Here is a 22,207-nt window from a genome sequence, read left to right on the forward strand (position 1 = left end):
CCACCTGACCGGGAGTCCCCATGACCGGTAGCCGACGGAAGAGACCCGCCGAGGTCTCCGATGCCATCCAGGCGCCGAGCAACGCCGAGCTGGTTGTCGGCGTGGTCTCGGTGACGGTGCTGGTGGAGGTCCTGGGGGTGCTGTCCGGGTCCGAGGTGTGGCTGCTCGGGCTGCTGGTCTTCCTGCCGGGGACGGCGTCGGCGCTGTGCACCGTGCGGCAGACGGGGTTCGTCGCCGCGTGGACCTCGCTCGTCGTGACCACCACCGCGGTGGTGCGGGCCCCCGTCGGCGGCCACTGGCTGGATCGGCTGCTGCTGGTCCTGTTCACCCTCGCCCTGGGGGTGGGCTCCGTCTACGCCTGCCGTTGGCGCATCCGGCGCGAGCACGAGATGCTGCGGCTGCGCTCGACCGCCGCGGCCATGCAGCGGCACATCCTGCACCCGCTGCCGCTGGTCACCGAGGACGTGCTGGTCAACGGCGTCTACGAGCCCGTGCAGGAGGACCGGCTCGTCGGCGGTGACATCTACGACGTCGTCGACTCGCCCTTCGGCACCCGGGTGCTGATCGGCGACGTGCAGGGCAAGGGGCTGGCCGCCGTGGGCGCCGCGTTCGCCGTCATCGGTGCCTTCCGTGAGGCGGCCCACCGGGAGCCCACGCTCACCGCGCTCGTTGACGCCCTGGACGCCGCGGTGGTCCGCCACAACTCCTACGCCGAGCAGACCGGCGACGACGAGCGGTTCGTCACCGCGCTCGTCCTCGGCGTCGACGCCGAGGACGAGGTGCAGGTCGTCAACTGCGGGCACATTCCTCCCCGGTTGCTGCACGAGGGCCTCGTCACCACTCCGCCGCTGGACTGCGGTGTCCCGCTCGGTCTCGCCGAACTGGCCGCCGAACCCACGACCGTGGACTGGTTCGACTTCCCGGCGGGTTCCACGCTGCTGCTGACCACGGACGGCCTCACCGAGACCCGCGCCGAAGACGGCACCTTCTACCCGCTCGACGAGCGGCTGACGAAGCACCTCGGCCTCTCCCCCACCGAACTGCCCCGGGCACTGTACGAGGACGCCCTCGCGTTCACCGACGCCGACCGCCGGCACGACGACATCGCCGTTCTGACCGTCCGCCGCTCCCCGCGCCTGTGAGCACACCGTGCCCGGTCGTGCCGGTTAGCATCAGAGCTCCGGCGTGGCTCCCAGCAGAGGCGACGAACATGGATCCGGCCGCGGTCTCCCCGCCCCCTGCGGGCGTCAGCCTGCGCCAGTTGCTGATGACCCTGGGCGACTCACTGGTCGAGGTGCAGGCCGCTCCCGCCGGACTGGACGTCGAGATCCAGGGCGTGGCGCTGCTCGATCCCGAGGACCCGCCGACGGCACAGCCCGGCGAGCTGGTCCTGGTCATCGGTGCCCGTGGCCGGGCCGCCTTTCCCGCGCTGCGCGCCGCCGGGCGCGACGGAGCCGCCGCCGTCGTGGTCAAACTGGACGGCACCGGCCAGGCCGCCGCCCTGAGCGAGACCGCCGCCGAGGCCGGGGTCGCCCTGCTCTCGCTGCGCGGCGAGGCCCGCTGGGAGCAGGTGAACGCGCTGGCCCGCGCCGCCCTCGACGACACACCGCCGGGCGAGTACGGGGCAGGGACCGAGGAGGGCGACCTGTTCTCGCTCGCCCAGACGACCGCCGTGCTGACCGGCGGCATCGTCAGCATCGAGGACGCCGCCAACCGGGTGCTGGCCTACTCCCGCTCCACCGACTCCGACGAGATCGACGACCTGCGGCGCCGTTCCATCCTCGGCTGGCAGGGCCCGGAGGCGTATCTGGCGAAGCTGCGCGAGTGGGGCGTCTTCCAGCATCTGCACTCCAGCGACAAGGTGATCGGCATCGACAGCCACCCGGAGCTGGGCATCCGGCGCCGGCTCGCGGTGGCCGTCCGCTCCGGGGAGCGGCAGCTGGGCACCATCTGGGTCCAGGAGGGCTCGACGCCGCTGTCCGAGCACTCGGAGCGGGCACTTCTGGGTGCCGCCCGGGTCGCCGCCCACCACCTGGTGCGCCGCCGCCGGGAACTCTCCGACGACCTGACCCTCACCAGCACGTTGCTGGCCGGACTCCTGGAGGGCAGCACCGGCCCGCAGCCGCTCGCCACCCACCTCGGCCTCGACGCCGACCGCCCGGCCGCCGTCCTGGGCTTCTCCTACGGCACCGCCGAGGCGGTCACCGCCCCGGAGCTGACCCACACCGAGGTCACCAACCTCATCTCGGTGCAGATCGCCGCCCGGCACCGCAGCGCCCTGGTCACCCAGGTCGACCCCCGGATCTATGTGCTGCTGCCCCAGCTGCCCCGCAGCATCGACACGGACACCCTGCGCAGCTGGGCCCAGGAGGTCACCGACGCCGCCCGCCGCCATCTGGGCCTGCCGCTGCGCGGCTCGATCGGCTGCCTGGTGTCCGGGCTCGGCCGGGTCCCCGACTCACGCCGCGAGGCCGACCGCATCCTCGACGCCATGCTGGGCGCCGGCGTCTCCGCCGCGGTCGCCGCGCTGCCGGACATCCAGGCGGAAGTCCTGATCAGTGAAACGCTGACGCTGCTTGCCGCCCGCCCCGAGATACGGGACCCACGGCTGACCGCGCTGGTCGCCCACGACAGCCGGCACCAGGGCCGGCTCGCCGAGTCCCTCCTGGCCTACCTCAACTGCTTCGGTGACGTGCGGGCTGCCGCCGCCCAGCTGCATGTGCACCGCAACACCCTGCGCTACCGCATCCGCCGGGCCGAGGAACTGACCGGTCTCGACCTCAGCCGCCCCGACCAGCGACTGCTGGCCATGCTCCAGCTGCGGCTGCCGCCCGGAGCCTGAAGCCGACTTCGCATTGTCCGGCCGTACAGCCGTCAGGGACGACTTCGTACAGGGGAACAAACCCGTCTCCCCATGGTCGCCCATACGCTTGCGCAAATCCATTTCCTCAAGTGAAACGGATCACTTCCCACAAGGGAACGGAATGCGGCGCGGGCCCCTCCCCCGCGGCCCTCCCCACCACTCAATGGATGTCGACATGACTGCACGTCCCCAGGGCGATGTGGCTCCTGCCACCGCTCCTCCCTCCAGTGGTCAGACTCCCGAGCAGGCAGCTCTGCGGCCCGGCCTCAAGAACCGCCATCTGTCGATGATCGCCATCGGCGGGGTGATCGGCGCCGGACTCTTCGTGGGCTCCGCCTCCGGCATCGCCGCCGCCGGGCCCGGCATCCTGCTCTCGTACGCGCTGGTCGGCGCGCTGGTCGTGTTCGTGATGCGGATGCTCGGCGAGATGGCCGCGGCGAACCCGAGCTCCGGCTCCTTCTCCGCCTACGCGGACCGCGCGCTCGGCCGCTGGGCCGGATTCTCGATCGGCTGGCTGTACTGGTTCTTCTGGGTCGTCGTGCTCGCCGTGGAGGCGACCGCGGGTGCCGTGATCCTCGAGGGGTGGGTGCCTGCCGTACCGCAGTGGGCCTGGGCGCTGATCGTGATGGTCGTCCTCACCATCACGAACCTGGCCTCGGTCGGCTCCTTCGGCGAGTTCGAGTTCTGGTTCGCCGGGATCAAGGTCGTCGCCATCACCGGCTTCATCGTCCTCGGCGGCCTGGCGATCTTCGGTGTGCTGCCCGGCTCCGACCATGCCGCGACCGGCTTCGGCAACCTCACCGGGCACGGCGGCTTCCTGCCGAACGGCCCCGGCGCGATCCTCACCGGCATCCTGCTGGTCGTCTTCTCCTTCATGGGCAGCGAGATCGTCACCCTCGCCGCCGGCGAGTCCGCGAACGCGCGGCAGGCGGTCGCCAAGGCCACCCGCAGCGTGATCTGGCGGGTCGGTGTCTTCTACGTCGGCTCGATCCTCGTCGTGGTCTCGCTGCTGCCGTGGAACGACCCCTCGATCGCCAAGAAGGGCTCGTACGTGGCGGCCCTCGACTCGATCGGCATCCCGCACGCCGGCCAGATCATGAACTTCATCGTGCTGACGGCCGTGCTGTCCTGTCTCAACTCCGGCCTCTACACCGCCTCCCGGATGGCGTTCTCCCTCGGCCAGCGCGGCGACGCCCCGCGCTCCTTCGTACGCACGAACTCCCGCGGCGTGCCGCAGCCCGCGATCCTGGCCTCGGTGGCGTTCGGTTTCGTCGCGGTCGGCTTCAACTACCTGTGGCCGGACACCGTCTTCCAGTTCCTGCTGAACTCCTCCGGCGCGGTCGCGCTCTTCGTCTGGCTGGTCATCTGCTTCTCGCAGCTGCGGATGCGGGGGATCATCCTGCGCGAGGCCCCGGAGAAGCTGGTCGTCCGCATGTGGCTCTTCCCGTACCTGACCTGGGCCACGATCGGGATGATCACCTTCGTCCTCCTCTACATGCTCACCGACGACAGCAAGGGCGGCGGACGCATCCAGGTGCTGCTGTCCCTGCTCGTCGCCGCGCTGGTGATCGCGATCTCCCTGATTCGCGAACGCATCCGCCGCAGCGGCACCCAGGAGGCACTCGCCTCCCGGTAGCCACAGCGAAATTCCGCACCGTCCTCGGGGCTCCCCACCACTGCGGTGGGGAGCCCCGGCGCGTCAACTGCCCGCATCCGGCGCAGGGTTCACTGACATCAGCTGTGAGCATCCACACCTCCTTCACCATTGCGCCACCCGTCCCCACGCGGCAGAGTGTTCGAACTGCCCGACATGGCGGGCGAGTTGCCCGTACACGTCACGGCATGGCGTCACGGACGAAGCGGAAGGAAGACGTGTGAGCCCGATTTCGGTCCGGGGACTGGCAGTGGCTTCGGCCTCCGCGGTCACCGCTGTCGGAAGCGTCGTCGGAGCCACCTCGCCCGGCACCACGCAGCCGAACGACGCCGACGCGACGGCGGCCGGCTCGACGCTGCTCGCGGACCTCCCCGCAGGGCAGCAGGCCCAGGTGCAGACCGCGTCCCTGACACAGCAGGCCGACGCCCAGGGCGTCCAGGCCGACGCGAGCGCCAGGAAGGACGCCGAGGAGGCGGCCCGCAAGGCTGCCGCCCAGACCGCGGTCGCGAAGAAGGAAGCCGCGCAGAAGGCCGCGGCGGAGAAGGCCGCACAGAAGCAGACCGAAACCAAGGCGGCCGCCGGCCACAGCAGCACAGTCGTCCCGGTCAAGAGCTCGTACACCGTCGCCGAGATCCAGGCGATAGCCCGGCAGATCGTGCCCGGCGGCCAGTTCCAGTGCTTCAGCAACATCGTGGACCGCGAGTCCGGCTGGAACATGCAGGCCCTCAACGCCTCCTCCGGCGCCTACGGCCTCATGCAGGCACTGCCCGGCTACAAGTACGCGTCCGCCGGTTCGGACTGGCACACCAACCCCGCCACCCAGATCAAGTGGGGCCTGAACTACATGAACAGCACCTACGGCAGCCCTTGCCAGGCCTGGGCCTTCTGGCAGACGCACCACGCGTACTGAACCGCGGCGAATCACACACCGGCTCAGGCCCCGCCCTGCGGGAACGCGAAAAGCCGCCCTCCCGCAAACGAGAGAACGGCCTCCGACCCGCATCCAAGCTGGTCGGGACGACAGGATTTGAACCTGCGACCCCTTGACCCCCAGTCAAGTGCGCTACCAAGCTGCGCCACGTCCCGGTGCCCGTCTGACCTGGGGTTTCCCCCGGCCGAACGTGCATGGAAACCATACCGCACTCGAGTCGATGGTCGCGCATTGCTTTTGTGCGCGGCCGACGAGGACCAGTGGGCCGGCGCTTGACCTAAAGTTTGGTTGAGGTTGCACGATCGTCCGCATGACGATCACCGAGGAACAGCGGCGTACGTACGCCTACGAGGACCTGCCCGGGCTCATGGGGCTGATGACGGGCGACGAGAAGCACGGCCCGGCGGCGACGTCCACGCTGGACGTGCTGTGGGTGCTGTACGACCGGGTGCTGCGGGTGCGGCCGGAGCGGATGGGCGACCCGGAGCGGGACCGCTTCCTGCTGTCGAAGGGGCATGGCCCCATGGCGTACTACGCGGTGCTCGCCGCCAAGGGCTTTGTGCCCGTGGACTGGCTGCAGGGGTTCGGCTCGTACGACTCTCCGCTCGGACACCACCCGGACCGTGTGCTCGTGCCGGGGGCCGAGATCGGCAGTGGATCACTGGGGCACGGGCTGCCGATCGGTGTGGGTACGGCGCTGGGGCTGCGAGCCCAGGGCTTGCGCGAGCCGCGGGTCTGGGTGCTGACCGGGGACGCCGAGCTCGACGAAGGCAGCAATCACGAGGCGATCGCCTTCGCGGGGCCCGCCGGGCTCGAGCAACTGCACACCGTTGTCGTCGACAACTCCTCCGCCAGTCACGCCCGGCCCGGCGGCATCGCCGCCCGTTTCGAGGCGGCGGGCTGGTCCGCGGTCATGGTCGACGGTCGCGATCACGAAGCGCTCCACGCCGCCTTCATCGCTCCGCATCCGGGCCGCCCGCACGTCGTCGTGGCCCGGGTGGAGCCGAAGTCCTCCTGAGCCCGCTCCTGCTGCGGTATTTCCTCCACCACGAGAAAGGCTCGACCCTCCATGGACACCATGCGTGACCGTTTCGCTCCTGTCGTCTCACGGCTGCTCGACGAGGATCCGCGGGTCGCGGTCGTCCTCGCCGAGATCGGCAAGGACGCTTTCGCCGCGGCGCGGCGGCGACATCCCGACCGGGTCCTCAACGTCGGCATCCGCGAACAGCTGCTGATCGGGGCCGGTGCGGGGCTGGCGCTGACCGGGCTGCGGCCCGTGCTGCACACCTTCGCCAGCTTCCTCGTCGAGCGGCCCTTCGAGCAGGTCAAGCTGGACCTCGGGCATCAGAACGTGGGCGCTGTCCTGGTCAGTGCCGCCGGGTCCTTCGACTGGCCGGCCGGTGGATACACGCACATGGCTCCCGGGGACGTAGCGCTCCTCGACACCCTGGACGGCTGGACCGTGCAGGTGCCCGGGCATCCCGACGAGGCCGAGACGCTGCTGCGGCATGCGGTCGCCGCAGGCGACGACAAGGTGTACGTGCGGTTGTCCGTGCAGGCGAACGCGGCAGGACTTCCGGTGGACGGCGAGCATTTCCTCACCGTCCGCGAAGGCCGCTCCGGTGTCGTCGTCGCCGTCGGACCGATGCTGGACGCCGCGCTCGCTGCCACGGAGGGGCTCGACATGACCGTGCTCTACGCGACGACCGTACGGCCCTTCGACGCGGCCGCACTGCGCCGGGCGACGGAGACGGCCGGGACGGATGTCGTCCTCGTAGAGCCGTACCTTGCGGGCACGTCTACGGCGGCCGCGAACGACGCGCTCTCCGACCTGCCCCACCGTGTGCTGGGGCTCGGCGTGGGCCGCCGTGAGCTACGGCGGTACGGACGCGTCGACGAGCACGTGGCCGCGCACGGCCTGAATGCCCGAGCGCTGCGGGAGCGGATCGCCGGGTTTGCGGCAGGCGGGCGGGGTGCTGCGTAGAGCGTGTGCGGCGGGTGGTCCGCGGCGTCGGCGGGTGAGTCAGGGGCGGCGGCGGTAAGTCAGGGCCAGGCCGGCGTCCTGCGCGGTGGCGGCTGGATGTGCGGGTGTGGGAGAGAGCGAGCCGAGCAGAGGGACGTCCGCCGCCGGCCCGTCGTCTCCGGGCACGACCGCTCTTCTGCCGTCCCGTCCGAGTCCGCCGCCGGTGCCTCGGCGCGTACTGGGCGCGAGCGAGCCAATCAAGCGAGCCGAGCCGGTGGAACGCCCGCCGTCAGCCCGTCGCCTCCGGGCACGGCCGCCGCTCCCCCACCCCCGCGCCCGCGCGGCCCGGCAGTGCGTCAACGCGTATCAGGTTGCGTATCGCCGGTACCGACAGCAGGGAGATCGGGACGGCGAGGCACATCGCCGCCGCGGCGAGGGCGACGGGCAGCATGGTGTCTCCGAGCCGGGCGACGGCACGCGCGACGAAGAACAGCGCGAAGTTCCGCGACCACACCGGCCGCCCGGTCCCCCGGCAGCCCGGTCTTCGGCAACGATGTCACGCGGTCCGCCGACCGCTCCCTCCGAGCCGCCCTGCTGTCACCCCGTCCCACCCCCTCCCCGCTGCCCCATCCGCCACGATCCCCGCACCCCGACGTCTCGGTGGTAGCCGAAGCCCCCTCCGCCCCGGCTCCCACACCCGACTTCGGATCATGTCACGCGCCACTGACACCGCTCGAAGCGTTTTCAGTCCGCGTCCGGAAGTCCCAACTCCGGGTAGGCGTCCAGCAGTCGGGGCGGTGCCGCCTGGCGCCAGGAGTCGGCGAGGATGTCGCGCAGTTCGCCCTCGTCCTCGATCGCGGCGAGGCGGGCTCTCACCCAGGCGAACTGCGCCTCGTGATCGGCGATCCAGAACTTGCCCGGCTCGGCCAGCACCAGTTCGTCGCGCTCCTCCTTGGGGCAGCGCACGGCGATGGAGGTCTCGTCCTCGGGCAGCGTGGCGAACATCTTCCCCGCCACCCGGAACGTGGGCATGCTCCAGGCGATCTTCTCCGTCGTGTCCGGCAGAGCGAGGCAGATACGGCGTACGTCTTCGGCATCCGGCATGCTCCGCACCGTAGCCGTTGCCACTGACAATCTCCTGGTGAGGGCGGCGGGTGACTGCCTGGCGAGAGCGCCGGGGAGTCACCTCGCGAGGTCGGCAGGTCCCAGCTGCTTGAAGTAGATCGACGTCGGGCGCAACACGCCGTCGGGGGCGGCCGCGTAGTCCGGTATGGCGCCGATCCGGGTCCAGCCGGCCGCACGGTAGAGGTGCTCGGCCAGGCTGTCGGTCTCGGTGTCCAGGTGCAGCAGGGTGATGCACATCGCGGCGGCCGCCTCCTCGGCGGTGGTCAGGAGGGTGCGGCCGAGGCCCTGTCCCCGGGCGTCCCGGTGCACCATCAGCTTGACCAGTTCGGCACGGTGGCGGCTGTTGGGCTTGTCCGGGAAGGCCAGGCTGACGGTGCCCACCACCCGCTCCCCATCGTGGGCCGCCCACACGGCGAGCTGCCCGGCGGCGACGGCCGCGGCGCGCTCCTTCCACCAGGCGAGGGCCTCCGCGCGGTCGAGTGGTGCGAGAAATCCGATGGAGGCTCCACCGTCCACGGTGTCGACGAGGAGGTCCGCCAACGCGTCCACGCGCGCGTGGAGTTCATCGCGGTCCAGCCGGTTCACGATCACGGCAGCACCACCGCCAGGACGTACCGCACGTCGTCCGGTCCCGCGCACCGGAACCGCGTCGGCCCCCACACCCGCAGCCGCAGGCAGTCCCCGGTGCCGAGGCGGTGTTCCACCTCCTGTGCCGTCACCTCCAGTGCTCCTTCCAGAACCCAGATGTGCTGTTCGAGGCCGGGCACGGGCGGCCGGTCGTACGCGATGTCCGCGCCCGCGGTCAGCCGCCCCTCGACGAGTTCGCCGCGCAGCCCTGCGTGCGGCGGCGACACCGAACGTCGTACGAAACCGGAGGCCCGGTCCTCCCAGACCTGCTGCTCGGCGGCCGGAACGAGCAGGGCGGGCTCTGCCTCCACCTCGCTGAGCAGCTGGGACATGGTCCGCCCGTAGACGCCGCACAGGCGGTTCAGGAGCGAGGCGGTGGGGCTGATCTCAGCCCGTTCGGCACGGGAGAGAGTCGAGCGGCTGACACCACTGCGCTCCGCCAACTCCCCCAGCGACCAACCACGTTCGGCCCGCAGCTCGGCCAGCCGGGCGCCGAGACGGGCGTCGACCGGGTCGGGCCCGGTCTCGACGACATCGTGTCTCATATCCGGGATGCTATCCCAGATGTGAGACACCCAGCTCGGTGGCTCCCGTCACACTTCGAGCCCCCTACGCCCGCGCCGCCTCGTCGAGCGCCTCCAGCACCGGCCGGATCAGCGGGTGTTCCTCGGCTCCCCGGCGCACCGCCGCGAAGACCCGGCGGGTGGGCGCGACCCCGTCCACCGGCCGTACGACCACGCCCGTGAGGTCCATTCCGCGCAGCGCCGAGCGCGGGACGAGGGCCACGCCGGCGTCCGACGAGGCGAGGGCGACGACGGCCCGGAAGTCGTCGGAGGAGTGTTCCAGGCGTGGCTGGAATCCGGCGCTCTCGCAGGCCAGGACGACCACTTCGTGACAGGGGTTGCCGGGATACGGGCCGATCCAGGGGTCCTTGGCCAGGTCGGCCAGCGGGATCTCGGGGGCCTCGGCCAGCCGGTGGCTCACCGGGACGACCGCGTCGAAGGGCTCGGCGTACAGCGGTACATGGGTGAGGCGGGGGTCGTCGGCCGGTGGCGCCCCGCGGTACTCGACGGCCACCGCGATGTCGACCTGCCGGTCCAGGACCATCGGCAGGCTGGCGTCGCCCTCGGCGTCCTGGACGCGGATGCGGATACCGGGCGCCAAGGAGGCGAGGCGCGCCACGGCCGGCGCCACGACCAGGGCGATGCCGGTCGCGAAGGAGGCGACGGTGACCGTGCCCGCGGCGCCGGAGCTGTAGGCGGCGAGCTCGGCCTCCGCCCGCTCCAGCTGGGCGAGGACGGCGTTGGTGTGGCTGAGCAGGATCTCGCCGGCCGGGGTCAGCCGTACGCCCTTGGCGCCGCGCTCGACCAGTCGGTGGCCCGTCTCCTGTTCCAGTGCCGTCAGCTGCTGGGAGACGGCGGAGGGCGTGAGGTACAGCGCGGCGGCAGCCGCCGTCACCGTGCGGTGGTCGGCCACCGCACGGAGGATGTGGAGCCGCCGCGCTTCGATCATGGGATCGATTATCTCAATATGTCCGGGACGGCCGGATCAGGCCTCCAGTTCCGCCCGTGCCGCCACGAAGGCGTCGACGGCCCGGTTGACGTCGTCCGCCGAGTGCGCGGCGGACAGCTGCACACGGATGCGGGCCTGCCCCTGCGGCACCACCGGGTACGAGAAGCCGATCACGTACACGCCCCGCTCCAGCAGCAGCTCCGCGAGGCGCCCGGCCTTGGTCGCGTCGCCGATCATCACGGGGGCGATGGCGTGGTCGCCGGGGAGGATCTCGAAGCCCTCCTCGGTCATCCGGCGGCGGAACAGGGCGGTGTTCTCGGCGAGGCGGACACGCAGGTCGTCCGCCGACTCGAGGAGGTCGAGGACCTTCAGGGAGGCTGCGGCGATCACGGGGGCGAGAGTGTTCGAGAAGAGGTACGGCCGCGAGCGCTGGCGCAGGAGCGCGACGATCTCGGCGCGGGCCGCGACGTAGCCGCCGGACGCGCCGCCGAGCGCCTTGCCGAGGGTGCCGGTGATGATGTCGACGCGGTCCATGACGCCATGCAACTCGGGGGTGCCGCGGCCGCCGGCGCCGACGAAGCCGACGGCATGGGAGTCGTCGACCATGACCATGGCGTCGTAGCGGTCGGCGAGGTCGCAGATCTCGCGCAGGGGTGCCACATAGCCGTCCATGGAGAAGACGCCGTCGGTGACGATCAGCCGGCGCCGGGCGTCGGAGGCGTCCTTCAACTGCCGTTCCAGATCGGCCAGATCACGGTTGGCGTAGCGGAAGCGGCGGGCCTTGGACAGGCGGATGCCGTCGATGATCGACGCGTGGTTCAGGGCGTCGGAGATGACGGCGTCCTCGGGGCCCAGCAGCGTCTCGAAGACACCGCCGTTGGCGTCGAAGCAGGAGGAGTACAGGATCGTGTCCTCCTGGCCGAGGAAGGCGGAAAGGCGCGCTTCCAGCTCCTTGTGCACCTCCTGGGTGCCGCAGATGAAGCGGACCGACGCCATGCCGTAGCCCCAGCGGTCCAGGGCCTGGTGCGCGGCGGCCACGACTTCGGGGTGGTCGGCGAGGCCGAGGTAGTTGTTGGCGCAGAAGTTGAGGACCTCGCCGGGGCGGCCGCCCGCGGTGACGTTCACGGTGGCGGACTGCGGGGTGCCGATCACACGCTCGGGCTTGTGCAGGCCGGCGGCGCGGATCTCGTCGAGGGTGGCGCGCAGGTCGTCGCGCACGGAGTCGAACATGGGGAAGCTCCTGAAAGTGCTGACGGATGAGGGGAGTTACACGGTCCAGTCGAGGATGACCTTGCCGCCGCGGCCGCTCGCCGCGTCGGCGAACGCCGCCTCGAAGTCGCCGTAGCCGTACCGGCCGGTGATCACGGGTGACAGGTCGAGGCCGGCCTCCAGCAGCACCGACATCGCGTACCAGGTCTCGAACATCTCCCGGCCGTAGATGCCCTTGATGGTGATCATCGAGGTGACGACGCGGGCCCAGTCGACGGGGAACTCCTGGGCGGGCAGGCCGAGCATGGCGATGCGGCCGCCATGCGTCATGTTGGCGATCATGTCGCGCATGGCCTCGGGGCGGCCGGACATCTCCAGACCGATGTCGAAGCCCTCGCGCAGCCCCAACTCCCGCTGCCCGTCGGCGATTTCCGCCTCCGCCACATTCAGCGCGAGGCTCACGCCGATCTTCCTCGCCAGCTCCAGCCGCTCCTCGCTGACGTCGGTGATCACGACGTTGCGGGCGCCCGCGTGCCGGGCCACCGCGGCGGCCATCAGGCCGATCGGGCCTGCTCCCGTGATGAGCACGTCCTCGCCGACCAGCGGGAAGGACAGGGCCGTGTGCACGGCGTTGCCGAACGGGTCGAAGATCGCGGCGACGTCGAGGTCCACCTGCGCCCGGTGCACCCACACATTGGCGGCGGGCAGGGCGACGTACTCCGCGAAGGCCCCGTCACGTCCGACGCCGAGCCCGACCGTGGCCCGGCACAGATGGCGCCGCCCGGCCAGGCAGTTGCGGCACTTCCCGCAGACCAGGTGCCCTTCGCCGCTCACACGGTCGCCGATGGCGATGTCCGTGACGTCGCGCCCGGTCTCGACGACCTCACCGACGAACTCGTGCCCGGCCACCAAGGGCGTACGGATGGCCTGCTGCGCCCAGCCGTCCCAGGCCCGGATGTGCAGATCGGTCCCGCAGATGCCGGTCCGCAGCACCTTGATCAGTACGTCACCGGGTCCGACGGCCGGCTCCGGCACGTCCGCGAGCCACAGCCCGGGCTCAGCCTTCTCCTTGACCAGCGCCTTCAACGCAACGGCTCCTGTGGGTGCGGCCCCGGGCCCGGGCATGCCGAAGGCGCCCGCATCCGGGGAGAGGGGTGGAATCGCGTAGCAATCTGCCGCACGACGCCACCCCGGGTCCATCGAGGTTTTCTTAACCCGCGCCGCAGCTCCGCTTCACACCGGCCCGCGGACCTCGCACCTGCCCCTTGCCATGCCCGCCTGGCAGGCCCGGCTCGGTCATGGTGGTGCTTCTGCGGCTTTCGGGTGCTCGATCGATACGGCCGAAACGCTCGACGGCGGCCGCGATCACGCGCTCCGCTGTCGCCGGGCCGGCGATGTCGCCCTGGACGGTGACGACGTCGGCGTCGTCGGCGGGGGCGATGGCGCGCGAGGTGGTGACCTTCTGGTGCTGTGTGCTCATGGTGACCTTCTTCCGAGAGGCCGGCGGGTCACCGGCCGACCGGTCGACTCTTCAGAAGCCAGGTCGGGGTCCTCGGCGACGGAAGGATCGGCTTGCTCCTGCATGGGAGGCGCAGGCTTTCGGAGCGGGTCAGCCCGGGAGCCTGTACGGATCGTCGGCGGGCAGCCAGACGTCCGTGGCGTGGATGCCGAGGTCGCCGACGTCCTCGCACAGGGCGTCGACGGCGGCGAGGACGCCGGCGCGGTCCTCGGTCTCCCGCCGGACCAGGGACCAGGTCCAGTAGACCTTCGGGGCGACGATCTCCCGGCGGACCAGGTCGGGCGGGAGCGGAGTGGTCTGTCCCTTGGGCGAGTTGAGGACCGGGCGGCGGCAGCGGCGGACGTGGTCGAAGAAGGCCGGTCCGGTGATCGCCCCGTCCGAGACGCGTACGACACGGGCGCCGGTGACCTGTGCGAGCTCCTCGGCGTAGACGTTCCAGGACGCCCAGGAGGTGATGTCGTCGTCGATGAGGACGTCGGTGTCCTGGGCCGCCACATCCGGTACGTCATGGGAGTCGCCGCCCTTGGCGACGGCGTACAGCCGGTCGGCGCCGATCAGCCGGGCCCGCAGCCCGAGCCGCTCGAGGTCCTCGGTGCGCAGCCAGCACACCGCGAGGTCCAGGCTGCCGTCGGCCACCCGGGCGGCCTGGGTGTGCGAGGGAGCCACCCACGCGTCGACGTGCACCCGGGCCACCGCTGCCGTACGTGACGTCAGGTCCGCAGGAAGCCAGTTGACGTAGCCGAGCCGTACCGGCTGGGAGCCCGACAGCCGGCCGGCCCGGTGCTTGAGGTCGTCGGCCCGTTCCAGCAGGGCGCGGGTGTGCGGGAGCAGGTCGGCCCCGGCGGGGGTGAGGGAGACCGAGCGGCGGTCCCTGTCGAACAGCCGGACGCCCAGATCCCGTTCGAGGGCCTTGATCTGCTGGGAGAGCGAGGGGCCTGCGATGAGCAGCCGCTCGGCGGCCCGGCCGAAGTTCAGTTCCTCGGCGACCGCGACGAAGTAGCGCAGCTGGCGCAGTTCCACGCGCGCCATGCTACGCGCGCTGGGAGGCTGCGCCTATCAGCAGCGAGGAAGCCGGTCGTGGCATCGGTGCTGGTCACGGGCGCACGATGGGCCCACCAACGACGATCGGAGCACATCATGCGCGAGTTCCTGGTCGAGATCACCACCACCGTCCCCGAGGGCACCGGCCAGGACGAGGTCGACCGGCGGCGGGCCGCCGAGGCCGTCCGTGCGCGGGAGCTGGCCGCCACCGGCCATCTGGCCCGACTGTGGCGCCCCGTGGGCGAGTTGCGCAGCATCGGCGTGTGGCGGGCCGCCGACGAGGCGGAGCTGCACGAGAAGGTGCTCGGCACGCTGCCGTTGCGCCCGTGGATGACCCTCGCCGTCACCCCGCTCGAGTCCCACCCCAACGACCCGGGCCGGGGCGACGGCACCCGATGAGCGCCCCTTCCTCCCCCTGGACCCATGTCGCGCAGGCCGGGGCGGCGCTCGCAGCCGGCATGGGCGTCGGCCGCTTCGTCTACACACCGATCCTGCCCCTGATGCACACCCAGGCGGGCCTGTCCGCAGGCGTCGGAGCCGACCTGGCGACCGCCAACTACGTGGGCTATCTCGCCGGGGCGCTCGCGGGCATCCTGCTGCCCTCGCTGGTGCGATCAGGTGCCGTTCTGCGCGGCTCCCTGCTCGCGCTGACCGCGACACTCGCCGCGATGCCCGTCACCCACAGCACCGCGGTGTGGGGCGTGCTGCGGCTGCTGGCCGGAATGGTGAGCGCCCTGGTGTTCGTCGTCGCGGCCAGTTCTCTGCTGCACCATCTGCGCGGGCACCCGGCGCACCTGCCCGGCTGGGCCATCGGCGGTGTCGGCGCCGGCATCGCGCTGTCCGGTCTGCTGCTCCTGGCGCTGCGGTCCGTCGCGGACTGGCGGATCGCGTGGTGGGCCTCGGCCGCGCTCACGGCGCTGCTCACCGTCGGCGCGTGGAACCTGCGCCCGGAGGCGGCCGCGCCCGCGAGCAGCGGGAAACCGCAGAGCACGGCGCCCCGCACACACCGCTGGTTCGGCACGCTGCTCGTGAGCTACTCCCTGGAGGGCATCGGCTACATCGTCGCCGGAACCTTCCTGGTCGCCGCGATCGGGCAGGGCTCCCCCGGCTGGGTCGGCAACGGCTCCTGGGTGCTGGTGGGGCTGGCCGCCGCCGCGTCCCCGGCGCTGTGGGCGCGGCTGGGACACCGCTGGTCCCGGCCCACGCTGCTGCTGGCCGCGCTGGTGGTGCAGGCGGTCGGCATCGCCCTGCCCGCCCTGATCGGCGGAACGGTTGCCGCGCTCATCTCGGCGGTGCTGTTCGGCGGCACGTTCCTGGGCATCAGCATGCTCGCCCTGGCCACCGGGGCCCACCTGCGCTTCCCCCGTTCGGTCGCCCTGCTGACCGCCGGCTACTCCGTCGGCCAGATCCTGGGTCCGCTGGTCGTCGCCCCGCTGCTGCACCACGGCTACCACCGGGCGCTGCTGTCGGCCGCCCTCGTGGTCCTCGCCGCGGCCGCGGCGGCCGCCGTGCTGCGGATCGGCTTCCCGCACCACATGGTCGTAGTACGACACACAGCCCCGCCGCGGCAGCGAGAATCGACCGAGGACGACCGGCCCGCAGAGGCCGGCCCGGACGCTCTCGCCCCGCACTCGGCCAACTGACGTGGAGCCGCCGATGAACACCGCACGGGACCTCGCGATCGTCGCCCTGGAGGCGGCGCCCAGCCTCCAGGTCCAGCAGGGCGAGCTGTCGCTCGCACTCGCGGGAGCCGAGGTGCTCGACCTCATCGAGGCACTGGCGCTCGCCCTCGACGGCGACCGCATCCTCCCCAGCGCCCCGTCGCCCATGGGTGACCGCCTGTTGGACGAGGCCGCCGCCTCCCTCGTACGGCAGGAGCCGTACGAGTCGGTCGAGGAGTGGCTGTGGCGCCGGGGCCGCGGGCTGTCCTCGGCCTACGTCGACGACCTGGAGCGGGTGGGGCTGACCGCCCGGCCGCGCGGACGCCGGATTCCGCTGCGGACCGGGCGGGCCGAGCTGGTCGACTCGCCGGCCCGCCGGCAGGCCGCGGAGCGCTGGGCATCGGGCGAGCCGGTCCTCGCCGCCTTGGCCGCGGCCGCGGGGATCCACGATGAGCAGGCCGCTGACCAGGACGAACACTCCGGTGAGCCGGTCGCTACCGTGCTGGCTTCCGTCGGCGACGCGGTGACGGAGCTGAAGGCCGTGCGGCAGCGGAAGGCGATTGAGGACGCTGCGTTCGACAACGTGTGGCGCGGGTACTGAGCGCTCCGCGCGCTTGAAAGCCGCTACGCGGGCCCCGCGGCTCCCAGCAAAGCCCGGCAGTTGTCCCACAGCGGGGTCAGGCGCCGGGTGTCGTCGCAGAGCTTGGCGGACATCACCTGGCCCTCCCGTTGGGCCACCACCGCCCGGGCCGCCTCACGGGTGTCGGGCGCCGTGACGTCGCCGCGCTCGCGGGCCTCGGTGATCACCGCTTCGACCGCAGCCCTGCTGGGCGGCGAGCCGGCCGGCCTCGGTCTCCTCGAAGAGCTGCCGCAGCCACTGCGACGGGTCCGCGTCGCTGCCCAAAGCGCCTGGCGTCACTGGTGCGTCCCACGACGCAGGAGTACGTAAGTACGGGACCGGTCGGCTGGTGACTGATGCCCGCCCGTCACAGGAGCGGGAGCCCGTCCGCCTCCCGTCGCTCCAGCCGGGCGACCAGGTCGGCCGCCGTCGACTTGATGGTCTCCAGGCCGGGCCTGCCCCACGGCCGTGGCTCCACGTCGACGACGCACACGGTGCCGAGCACCATCCCCGTACTGTCGATCAGCGGTGCGCCCAGATAGGAGCGGATGCCGAACTCGTCGACCACCGGATTGCCCGCGAACCGCGGGTAGTCGCAGACGTCCTCCAGGACCAGCGCCTTGCGCCGGACCACCACGTGCGGGCAGAAGCCGTGGTCGCGGGCCAGTTCGCGGCCCAGCACCGGGGTGGTGCCGTCCGCCTTCACCACGGGCCGGGCCACGTCCGAGAGATGCAGACCCGCGAAGAACTGCCGGTTCTCGTCGATGAAGTTGACCATGGCGTACGGCGTCCCGGTGAGCTCGGCGAGGTGGTCCGCGTAGGCGTCGAGGGCGGGGTCCGGGTGTTCCGCGAGGCCCAGTTGACCGAGGCGCCGGGCCCGGGCGGGGGCCTCCTTGTCCTCGGGAGTGAGCAGCAGACGACCGGCCGGGCGCGACGGGTCGTACCTCATGAGCGGGCTCCGTCACTGTGGACGCAGGGCATATACGGGCTCCGTGGCGGTGTGCGGGGATCACATGTGGGCGCCGTGGCTCGGCGCGTGCGCCGGGGCGTGGGCGATGAGGTGTCGTACGAGGGTCAGCAGGGTCTGCACTCCTGAGCTGGAGATCCGGGCGTCGCAGCGCACGACGGGGATCGCCGGGTCGAGGTCGATGGCGGCACGGACCTCCTCGGGGTCGTAGCGGTACGAGCCGTCGAACTCGTTGATCGCGACGATGAAGCCGAGGCCGCGCTGCTCGAAGAAGTCGACCGCCGCGAAGCACTCCTCCAGGCGGCGGGTGTCGGCGAGGATGACCGCCCCGAGGGCGCCCTCGGAGAGTTCGTCCCACATGAACCAGAACCGCTCCTGCCCGGGCGTGCCGAACAGGTACAGCACGTGTTCCGGGTCGAGGGTGATGCGGCCGAAGTCCATGGCCACCGTCGTCTCGACCTTGTTCTCGATCCCGTCGAGAGAGTCGGTCGCGGCGCTGACCGTGGTGAGCAGCTCCTCCGTACTGAGCGGCGCGATCTCGCTGACCGCGCCCACGAAGGTTGTCTTGCCGACTCCGAACCCGCCCGCCACCAGGATCTTCAGTGCGGTGGGGAAGGGGTCAGAGCTGTCGTCGTAGTCCATCGAGCACTGCCTCCAGAAGGGCCCGGTCAGTCGGGTTGTGGTGGAACTCGGGGGGTTTGGTGGTGAGCGCCCCGCAGTCGACGAGGTCCGACAGCAGCACCTTGGTGACCACCGCCGGCAGCCTCAGTTGGGCGGCGACCTCGGCGACCGAGACGGGCGCGCGGCACAGGTCGAGCGCCTGCGCGTGTTCGGGACCGAGGTAGCCGAGGGGGGTGGCCCCGGTGGCCATCACGTGCGACAGGAGGTCGAGCGCGATGGTGGGCCGGGTGCGGCCGTTGCTGACGGTGAAGGGGCGCACCAGCCGACCGGCCGCGTCGTCGAGCCAGGGTCCGTCGCCGACCGCCGCCACGCTCAAGGCCTCATCGCCGTGGGTTCGACGGCGTGCTGCCGGGGCGCGGTGACCAGGTAGGGGCGGACGCTCTTGACCAGCATCGCCATCTCGTAGCCGAGCACCGCCGCGTCGGCCTCGCGGCCGGCCAGTACGGCGAGACAGGTGCCGGAGCCGGCGGTGGTCACGAACAGCAGGGTCGAGTCGAGTTCGACGACGACCTGGCGGACGTCGCCGCCGTCGCCGAAGCGGACCCCGGCGCTGCGGCCGAGGGAGTACAGGCCGGAGGCCAGGGCGGCCATGTGGTCGGCGCTGTCCGGGTCGAGGCCGTGGACCGACTTCACAAGCCCGTCGCAGGACAGAAGTACCGCACTGGTCGTGTGGGGTACGCGCTGCACGAGGCCGCTCATCAGCCAGTCGAGATCGGATACATGGCCGGTGGGCGCATCGCTCGCCATGGTGGATCGACTCCTTGGGGTACGAAGGTCTGCGGGAGCGGTGGGGGCGGTGGCGGGGGTGGGAACAGGGGTGGTCATCCGGCTGGTGCGCTCCCGTCGTGCCGGGTGGGATGGTCGGTACCGCGCGCGGACGCGGGGCGCGCCTCGGCTATATGGGCCGGGTCCATGTGCGATACGTCCGTGGAGGGCGGCGGGGTGGTGGCGGTGGCCTCCGTGTGGAGCACGTCCAGGGGCGAGCTCGGGAGGATGGGGGCGGCCTCTGTGTGAGCCGGGTCGGTGAGGGGACGCGACTCGATGCGCGCCGTCTGCTCCATGGGCTCGACGGCCAGGTAGGCGGACTCTGTGTGCGCCGACACCGTGTGCGCCGGCTCCGTGTGCGCCGGCTCCGTGTGCACCGAGTGCACTGAGTGCACCGACTCCATGTGCGACGACCCCATATGAGGCGACTCCATGTGGTCCGGCTCCGGATGCGCCGACGACGCCGTGTGGACGGCCCCTGTGTACTCCGATGTGTACTCCGAGTGCTCCGCGTATTCGGTGGGCTCCGACTCGAGGTTCTGCTGGGCCTCCGCCAGACCGATGCCGCGCTGGAAGGCGGCCATCAGGCCCGGGTCGTGGCCGGCGAGGTACTCGGACTCCTGGCGTGGCGCCGGGCCGTCCCGCAGCTGGGGTGCGATGTGCTCCTGGGCGCGGCGGCGCGGCAGTTGGGGCTTGCCCATGGTGCCGCGGACGGTGCCGGTGCGGGGCGTGGGCGGCGTGCCCGCGTTCTCCGCGACGAGCCGCCGGTCGTCCGGCCGGATGCCGGGCAGGGCCTCCGCGGGATTGGCCCGCTCCTCGTGGGCGCCGCGCACCGGGAGCGGCGCCGCTCCGCTCTCGGCCGCCGTGCTGCCGCCCAGCGGGCCGCCGTTCGGGGCGGCGGCCGTGGACTGCGCGGGCGGCGGGGGCATGACCCGACGCCCGGCGGTCTCGGCTCGGGGGCCCGGCGGGGCCTGCTGCTGGGACCGCGGCGGTACGGACGGCCCGGGCATCTCCATCACGCCCGTGACACTGTGCGGCTGCCCTGCGCCCCCGGGGACGCCCGGCGTCGAGCCCAGCAGCCCCTGCGGTACGACGAGCACGGCCTGCACCCCGCCGTAGATGTTGGTCTGCAGCCGGACGTTGATGCCGTGCCGCCGCGCGAGCTGCGAGACCACGAACAGCCCGATGCGGCCGTCCGCGAGCAGGCTCGCCACATTGACCTGGTCGGGGTCGGCGAGCAGGGCGTTCATCTTCTTCTGCTCGCCGACCGGCATGCCGAGGCCGCGGTCCTCCACCTCGACGGCGAGTCCCGAGGTGACGAGATTGGCGCGCAGCAGAACCTGGGTGTGCGGGGCGGAGAACACCGTGGCGTTCTCGACGAGCTCGGCCAGCAGGTGGATGACATCGGCGACGGCGTGGCCGCGCAGGGTGCCGTCGATCGGCGGCACCAGCTTGACCCTGGAGTACTGCTCGACCTCGGCGATGGCGGAGCGCAGCACCTCGGTCATGGAGACGGGGTTGCTCCACTGCCGGCGGGAGACGGCGCCGCCGAGGACGGCGAGGTTCTCGGCGTGCCGGCGGATCCGGGTGGCGAGGTGGTCGACGTGGAAGAGGCCCTTGAGCAGGTCGGGGTCCTCGATCTCGTTCTCCAGCTCGTCGAGGATGGAGATCTCCCGGTGCACCAGCGACTGCAGGCGCCGGGCGAGGTTGACGAAGACCTCGAGCTTCTGTTCGCTGCCCGCCTGGCTGGAGAGCTGGGCGGCCTGGACGACGGCGGTGACGGCTCCGTCGTGCGCGCGCGTCAGGTCGGCGGCGAGCAGCTCGAAGTCGTCGGCATCGTCCGCGGGAGAACTGCGCGGCTTGCGCGGGGGCGGGGTGTCGCCGCGGCGCAGCGACTCGACGAGGGCGCGCAGATCGGCCTCGCCGCGGCCGCTGATGCGGCGCAGGGCGCCGAGGCGGTCGCTCACCGACCTGGCGGTGCGGTCTGCGGCGACGGAGGCGATCAGGATCGCCGCGAACGCCACTGCCCCGGCGCCGGCGAGCACGCCCCACAGCGTGAGACCGGGCCGTGCTCCGGTGGTGCGGACGGTGAACAGGACGGCCGCGCTCGCGCTCAGGGCGACCGCGATCGGCGGCAGCACGGCGAGCCGCAGCAGCTGGGGCCGTATGCGGGTCTCGGGCAGCGAGGGCACGGGACGGGCGACCGGCCGTCCGTGCCGCCCGCCCTCGCGGCGGTCTGCGCGTGCGGCCGGTGCGCGAAGGTGAGACATCGGTGTCCTCGTCGTACTGATCCGTCGGTGCCTGGGGCGCGTGCTGCGCGGTTCGGGCATGCGTCGCCCGATGGACACTCACAGTAGTCGCCAACGCATCATGTGCGGTGGGCAGTTGACAAAGTCCCACGCACAGCGTCCCGCTCTGGTATGAGGGCTCGTACGACAGACCGATAAACCCAGCGGGCACATGATCCCGCTGAATGAAGGATCGATCAGAGCTGGTCAGAAGCGGTCGCCAGGAAAAGGTGAGGGCCGGAGAGCGACTGCTCCCCGGCCCTCACCGCATGCTCTTTTCTGTCCGCCCGACAGCCCGCCGGGACCGTTTCGGGACGCTCACGCGCCTCCAGAAGTCATCCCCCGAACGTCACGCAGTGTGTATGTCTAGCCCTTCGGCTGGGTGAAGCGGATGCTGTTGCCGAAGGGGTCGCGCAGGCCGCAGTCGATCCCGTACGGCCGCTCGGTGGGCTCCTCCGTGAACTCGACCCCCTTGGCCTTGAGGGTCTCGTACGTCTTGCGGCAGTCCTCGGTGCGGAGGATGAGGAAGCCGCCCGTCGCGCCCTTGGTCAGCAGCTCGCGGACCTGTTCCGCCGTCTCCTCGGACAGCCGCGGCGGGCCCGGGCGCTCCAGGAGGACCTCGCGGTCGGGCTGGCCGGGGACGTTGATGGTGAGCCAGCGCATGAAGCCGAGGTCGGCGTCGGTGTTGACCTCCAGGCCGAGCTTGCCGACGTAGAAGTCGAGGGCCTCGTCCTGGTCGAGGACGTAGATCTGCGAGTGCGTGATTGCTGTGAACATGAGCA

Annotated in this window: 24 protein-coding genes, 1 tRNA gene and 1 pseudogene; 9 read left to right on the forward strand and 17 right to left on the reverse strand. The window is 71.7% G+C overall.

Annotated elements, in window-relative coordinates; translation table 11 throughout:
- The first annotated feature begins 20 nt into the window (after positions 1–20).
- The 4 genes from ACFY1U_RS13145 (at position 21) to ACFY1U_RS13160 (ending at position 5,427) form a co-directional block, all read left to right on the forward strand.
- The gene (locus ACFY1U_RS13145; protein ID WP_390694212.1) at positions 21–1,142 is read left to right on the forward strand and encodes a PP2C family protein-serine/threonine phosphatase; all 1,122 of its coding nucleotides are present in this window, start codon (positions 21–23) and stop codon (positions 1,140–1,142) included.
- A gap of 68 nt (positions 1,143–1,210) precedes the next feature.
- Positions 1,211–2,842 (forward strand): PucR family transcriptional regulator, encoded by a 1,632-nt coding sequence (locus ACFY1U_RS13150; RefSeq protein ID WP_390694213.1) that lies wholly within the window; start codon positions 1,211–1,213, stop codon positions 2,840–2,842.
- 196 nt (positions 2,843–3,038) lie between these two features.
- Entirely contained in the window at positions 3,039–4,499 is a 1,461-nt protein-coding gene (locus ACFY1U_RS13155) for an amino acid permease (protein ID WP_390694214.1), read from the forward strand.
- A 238-nt stretch (positions 4,500–4,737) separates the two neighbouring features.
- Positions 4,738–5,427, forward strand: a complete 690-nt coding sequence (locus tag ACFY1U_RS13160; RefSeq protein WP_390694215.1) for a transglycosylase SLT domain-containing protein — start codon at positions 4,738–4,740, stop codon at positions 5,425–5,427.
- A 99-nt stretch (positions 5,428–5,526) separates the two neighbouring features.
- On the opposite strand, the gene ACFY1U_RS13165 is transcribed toward ACFY1U_RS13160, so the two are convergent.
- A tRNA-Pro gene (locus tag ACFY1U_RS13165) sits at positions 5,527–5,603 on the reverse strand.
- A 155-nt stretch (positions 5,604–5,758) separates the two neighbouring features.
- Here ACFY1U_RS13165 and ACFY1U_RS13170 point away from each other — a divergent pair.
- Both ACFY1U_RS13170 and ACFY1U_RS13175 read left to right on the forward strand, forming a co-directional pair.
- Positions 5,759–6,466, forward strand: a complete 708-nt coding sequence (locus tag ACFY1U_RS13170; RefSeq protein WP_390694216.1) for a transketolase — start codon at positions 5,759–5,761, stop codon at positions 6,464–6,466.
- A 51-nt stretch (positions 6,467–6,517) separates the two neighbouring features.
- Positions 6,518–7,432: a transketolase family protein gene (locus tag ACFY1U_RS13175; protein WP_390694217.1), complete on the forward strand. Its 915-nt coding sequence runs from the start codon at positions 6,518–6,520 to the stop codon at positions 7,430–7,432.
- Positions 7,433–7,700: 268 nt separating this feature from the next.
- Here the strand turns inward: ACFY1U_RS13175 and ACFY1U_RS13180 are convergent, their stop codons facing one another.
- The 9 genes and pseudogenes from ACFY1U_RS13180 to ACFY1U_RS13220 form a co-directional block, all read right to left on the reverse strand.
- Positions 7,701–7,925, reverse strand: coding sequence for a hypothetical protein (locus ACFY1U_RS13180; protein ID WP_390694539.1), 225 nt, complete (start codon positions 7,923–7,925; stop codon positions 7,701–7,703).
- 230 nt (positions 7,926–8,155) lie between these two features.
- Positions 8,156–8,515 (reverse strand): MmcQ/YjbR family DNA-binding protein, encoded by a 360-nt coding sequence (locus ACFY1U_RS13185; protein ID WP_351468789.1) that lies wholly within the window; start codon positions 8,513–8,515, stop codon positions 8,156–8,158.
- Positions 8,516–8,593: 78 nt separating this feature from the next.
- Positions 8,594–9,127: a GNAT family N-acetyltransferase gene (locus ACFY1U_RS13190; protein WP_390694218.1), complete on the reverse strand. Its 534-nt coding sequence runs from the start codon at positions 9,125–9,127 to the stop codon at positions 8,594–8,596.
- Positions 9,124–9,708 carry a helix-turn-helix domain-containing protein gene (locus tag ACFY1U_RS13195; RefSeq protein WP_390694219.1) on the reverse strand — a complete coding sequence of 195 codons (585 nt, stop codon included), beginning with the start codon at positions 9,706–9,708 and terminating at the stop codon, positions 9,124–9,126. The genes ACFY1U_RS13190 and ACFY1U_RS13195 overlap by 4 nt, the downstream gene beginning before the upstream one ends.
- 64 nt (positions 9,709–9,772) lie before the next feature.
- Complete coding sequence (locus ACFY1U_RS13200; RefSeq protein WP_390694220.1) at positions 9,773–10,675, reverse strand: LysR family transcriptional regulator; 903 nt, start codon at positions 10,673–10,675, stop codon at positions 9,773–9,775.
- A 36-nt stretch (positions 10,676–10,711) separates the two neighbouring features.
- Positions 10,712–11,905, reverse strand: a complete 1,194-nt coding sequence (locus ACFY1U_RS13205; RefSeq protein ID WP_390694221.1) for a glycine C-acetyltransferase — start codon at positions 11,903–11,905, stop codon at positions 10,712–10,714.
- 36 nt (positions 11,906–11,941) lie between these two features.
- Positions 11,942–12,970, reverse strand: coding sequence for an L-threonine 3-dehydrogenase (tdh, locus tag ACFY1U_RS13210; protein WP_390694222.1), 1,029 nt, complete (start codon positions 12,968–12,970; stop codon positions 11,942–11,944).
- 244 nt (positions 12,971–13,214) lie between these two features.
- Positions 13,215–13,364: pseudogene (locus ACFY1U_RS13215) on the reverse strand (3-oxoacyl-ACP reductase); the annotation flags it as partial.
- Between the two features lie 129 nt (positions 13,365–13,493).
- Positions 13,494–14,432 carry a LysR family transcriptional regulator gene (locus tag ACFY1U_RS13220; RefSeq protein WP_390694223.1) on the reverse strand — a complete coding sequence of 313 codons (939 nt, stop codon included), beginning with the start codon at positions 14,430–14,432 and terminating at the stop codon, positions 13,494–13,496.
- A 108-nt stretch (positions 14,433–14,540) separates the two neighbouring features.
- Here ACFY1U_RS13220 and ACFY1U_RS13225 point away from each other — a divergent pair, with 108 nt between their 5' ends.
- The 3 genes from ACFY1U_RS13225 to ACFY1U_RS13235 are packed head-to-tail and all read left to right on the forward strand — an operon-like array spanning position 14,541 to position 16,706.
- Positions 14,541–14,843, forward strand: a complete 303-nt coding sequence (locus ACFY1U_RS13225; RefSeq protein WP_390694224.1) for a muconolactone Delta-isomerase family protein — start codon at positions 14,541–14,543, stop codon at positions 14,841–14,843.
- Positions 14,840–16,087, forward strand: a complete 1,248-nt coding sequence (locus tag ACFY1U_RS13230; protein ID WP_390694225.1) for a YbfB/YjiJ family MFS transporter — start codon at positions 14,840–14,842, stop codon at positions 16,085–16,087. Before ACFY1U_RS13225 ends, ACFY1U_RS13230 begins: the two co-directional genes overlap by 4 nt.
- A gap of 13 nt (positions 16,088–16,100) precedes the next feature.
- Positions 16,101–16,706, forward strand: a complete 606-nt coding sequence (locus tag ACFY1U_RS13235) for a GPP34 family phosphoprotein (protein WP_390694226.1) — start codon at positions 16,101–16,103, stop codon at positions 16,704–16,706.
- Between the two features lie 23 nt (positions 16,707–16,729).
- Here the strand turns inward: ACFY1U_RS13235 and ACFY1U_RS13240 are convergent, their stop codons facing one another.
- The 7 genes from ACFY1U_RS13240 to ACFY1U_RS13270 all read right to left on the reverse strand — a co-directional run bounded on the left by ACFY1U_RS13240 (position 16,730) and on the right by ACFY1U_RS13270 (position 22,202).
- Positions 16,730–16,912, reverse strand: a complete 183-nt coding sequence (locus tag ACFY1U_RS13240; protein WP_390694227.1) for a hypothetical protein — start codon at positions 16,910–16,912, stop codon at positions 16,730–16,732.
- Between the two features lie 179 nt (positions 16,913–17,091).
- Complete coding sequence (locus ACFY1U_RS13245) at positions 17,092–17,673, reverse strand: GAF domain-containing protein (protein ID WP_266963216.1); 582 nt, start codon at positions 17,671–17,673, stop codon at positions 17,092–17,094.
- A 60-nt stretch (positions 17,674–17,733) separates the two neighbouring features.
- Complete coding sequence (locus ACFY1U_RS13250) at positions 17,734–18,333, reverse strand: ATP/GTP-binding protein (protein ID WP_099932743.1); 600 nt, start codon at positions 18,331–18,333, stop codon at positions 17,734–17,736.
- On the reverse strand, positions 18,311–18,682 hold the full coding sequence (locus tag ACFY1U_RS13255; RefSeq protein ID WP_365845214.1) for a DUF742 domain-containing protein: 372 nt from the start codon (positions 18,680–18,682) through the stop codon (positions 18,311–18,313). The genes ACFY1U_RS13250 and ACFY1U_RS13255 overlap by 23 nt, the downstream gene beginning before the upstream one ends.
- Positions 18,683–18,684: 2 nt before the next feature.
- A complete protein-coding gene (locus ACFY1U_RS13260; protein WP_030936144.1) occupies positions 18,685–19,119 on the reverse strand; it encodes a roadblock/LC7 domain-containing protein in 435 nt (144 codons plus the stop codon).
- A 74-nt stretch (positions 19,120–19,193) separates the two neighbouring features.
- On the reverse strand, positions 19,194–21,407 hold the full coding sequence (locus ACFY1U_RS13265; protein WP_390694228.1) for an ATP-binding protein: 2,214 nt from the start codon (positions 21,405–21,407) through the stop codon (positions 19,194–19,196).
- Positions 21,408–21,791: 384 nt separating this feature from the next.
- Positions 21,792–22,202: a VOC family protein gene (locus ACFY1U_RS13270; RefSeq protein ID WP_390694229.1), complete on the reverse strand. Its 411-nt coding sequence runs from the start codon at positions 22,200–22,202 to the stop codon at positions 21,792–21,794.
- Positions 22,203–22,207 lie beyond the last annotated feature (5 nt).

Origin of the sequence: Streptomyces sp. NPDC001351, from assembly GCF_042896045.1 — a bacterium.
Classification (GTDB): domain Bacteria; phylum Actinomycetota; class Actinomycetes; order Streptomycetales; family Streptomycetaceae; genus Streptomyces.

Excerpts from the sequence above, each read along its gene's own strand:
- ACFY1U_RS13185 (WP_351468789.1), bottom strand. The coding sequence starts at position 8,515 with ATGCCGGATGCCGAAGACGTACGCCGTATCTGCCTCGCTCTGCCGGAC.
- ACFY1U_RS13150 (WP_390694213.1), top strand. The coding sequence starts at position 1,211 with ATGGATCCGGCCGCGGTCTCCCCGCCCCCTGCGGGCGTCAGCCTGCGC.
- ACFY1U_RS13170 (WP_390694216.1), top strand. The coding sequence starts at position 5,759 with ATGACGATCACCGAGGAACAGCGGCGTACGTACGCCTACGAGGACCTG.
- ACFY1U_RS13270 (WP_390694229.1), bottom strand. The coding sequence starts at position 22,202 with ATGTTCACAGCAATCACGCACTCGCAGATCTACGTCCTCGACCAGGAC.
- ACFY1U_RS13155 (WP_390694214.1), top strand. The coding sequence starts at position 3,039 with ATGACTGCACGTCCCCAGGGCGATGTGGCTCCTGCCACCGCTCCTCCC.
- ACFY1U_RS13260 (WP_030936144.1), bottom strand. The coding sequence starts at position 19,119 with ATGGCGAGCGATGCGCCCACCGGCCATGTATCCGATCTCGACTGGCTG.
- ACFY1U_RS13200 (WP_390694220.1), bottom strand. The coding sequence starts at position 10,675 with ATGATCGAAGCGCGGCGGCTCCACATCCTCCGTGCGGTGGCCGACCAC.
- ACFY1U_RS13175 (WP_390694217.1), top strand. The coding sequence starts at position 6,518 with ATGGACACCATGCGTGACCGTTTCGCTCCTGTCGTCTCACGGCTGCTC.
- ACFY1U_RS13145 (WP_390694212.1), top strand. The coding sequence starts at position 21 with ATGACCGGTAGCCGACGGAAGAGACCCGCCGAGGTCTCCGATGCCATC.
- ACFY1U_RS13230 (WP_390694225.1), top strand. The coding sequence starts at position 14,840 with ATGAGCGCCCCTTCCTCCCCCTGGACCCATGTCGCGCAGGCCGGGGCG.
- ACFY1U_RS13225 (WP_390694224.1), top strand. The coding sequence starts at position 14,541 with ATGCGCGAGTTCCTGGTCGAGATCACCACCACCGTCCCCGAGGGCACC.
- ACFY1U_RS13245 (WP_266963216.1), bottom strand. The coding sequence starts at position 17,673 with ATGAGGTACGACCCGTCGCGCCCGGCCGGTCGTCTGCTGCTCACTCCC.
- ACFY1U_RS13250 (WP_099932743.1), bottom strand. The coding sequence starts at position 18,333 with ATGGACTACGACGACAGCTCTGACCCCTTCCCCACCGCACTGAAGATC.
- ACFY1U_RS13265 (WP_390694228.1), bottom strand. The coding sequence starts at position 21,407 with ATGTCTCACCTTCGCGCACCGGCCGCACGCGCAGACCGCCGCGAGGGC.
- ACFY1U_RS13235 (WP_390694226.1), top strand. The coding sequence starts at position 16,101 with ATGAACACCGCACGGGACCTCGCGATCGTCGCCCTGGAGGCGGCGCCC.
- ACFY1U_RS13220 (WP_390694223.1), bottom strand. The coding sequence starts at position 14,432 with ATGGCGCGCGTGGAACTGCGCCAGCTGCGCTACTTCGTCGCGGTCGCC.
- ACFY1U_RS13205 (WP_390694221.1), bottom strand. The coding sequence starts at position 11,905 with ATGTTCGACTCCGTGCGCGACGACCTGCGCGCCACCCTCGACGAGATC.
- ACFY1U_RS13195 (WP_390694219.1), bottom strand. The coding sequence starts at position 9,708 with ATGAGACACGATGTCGTCGAGACCGGGCCCGACCCGGTCGACGCCCGT.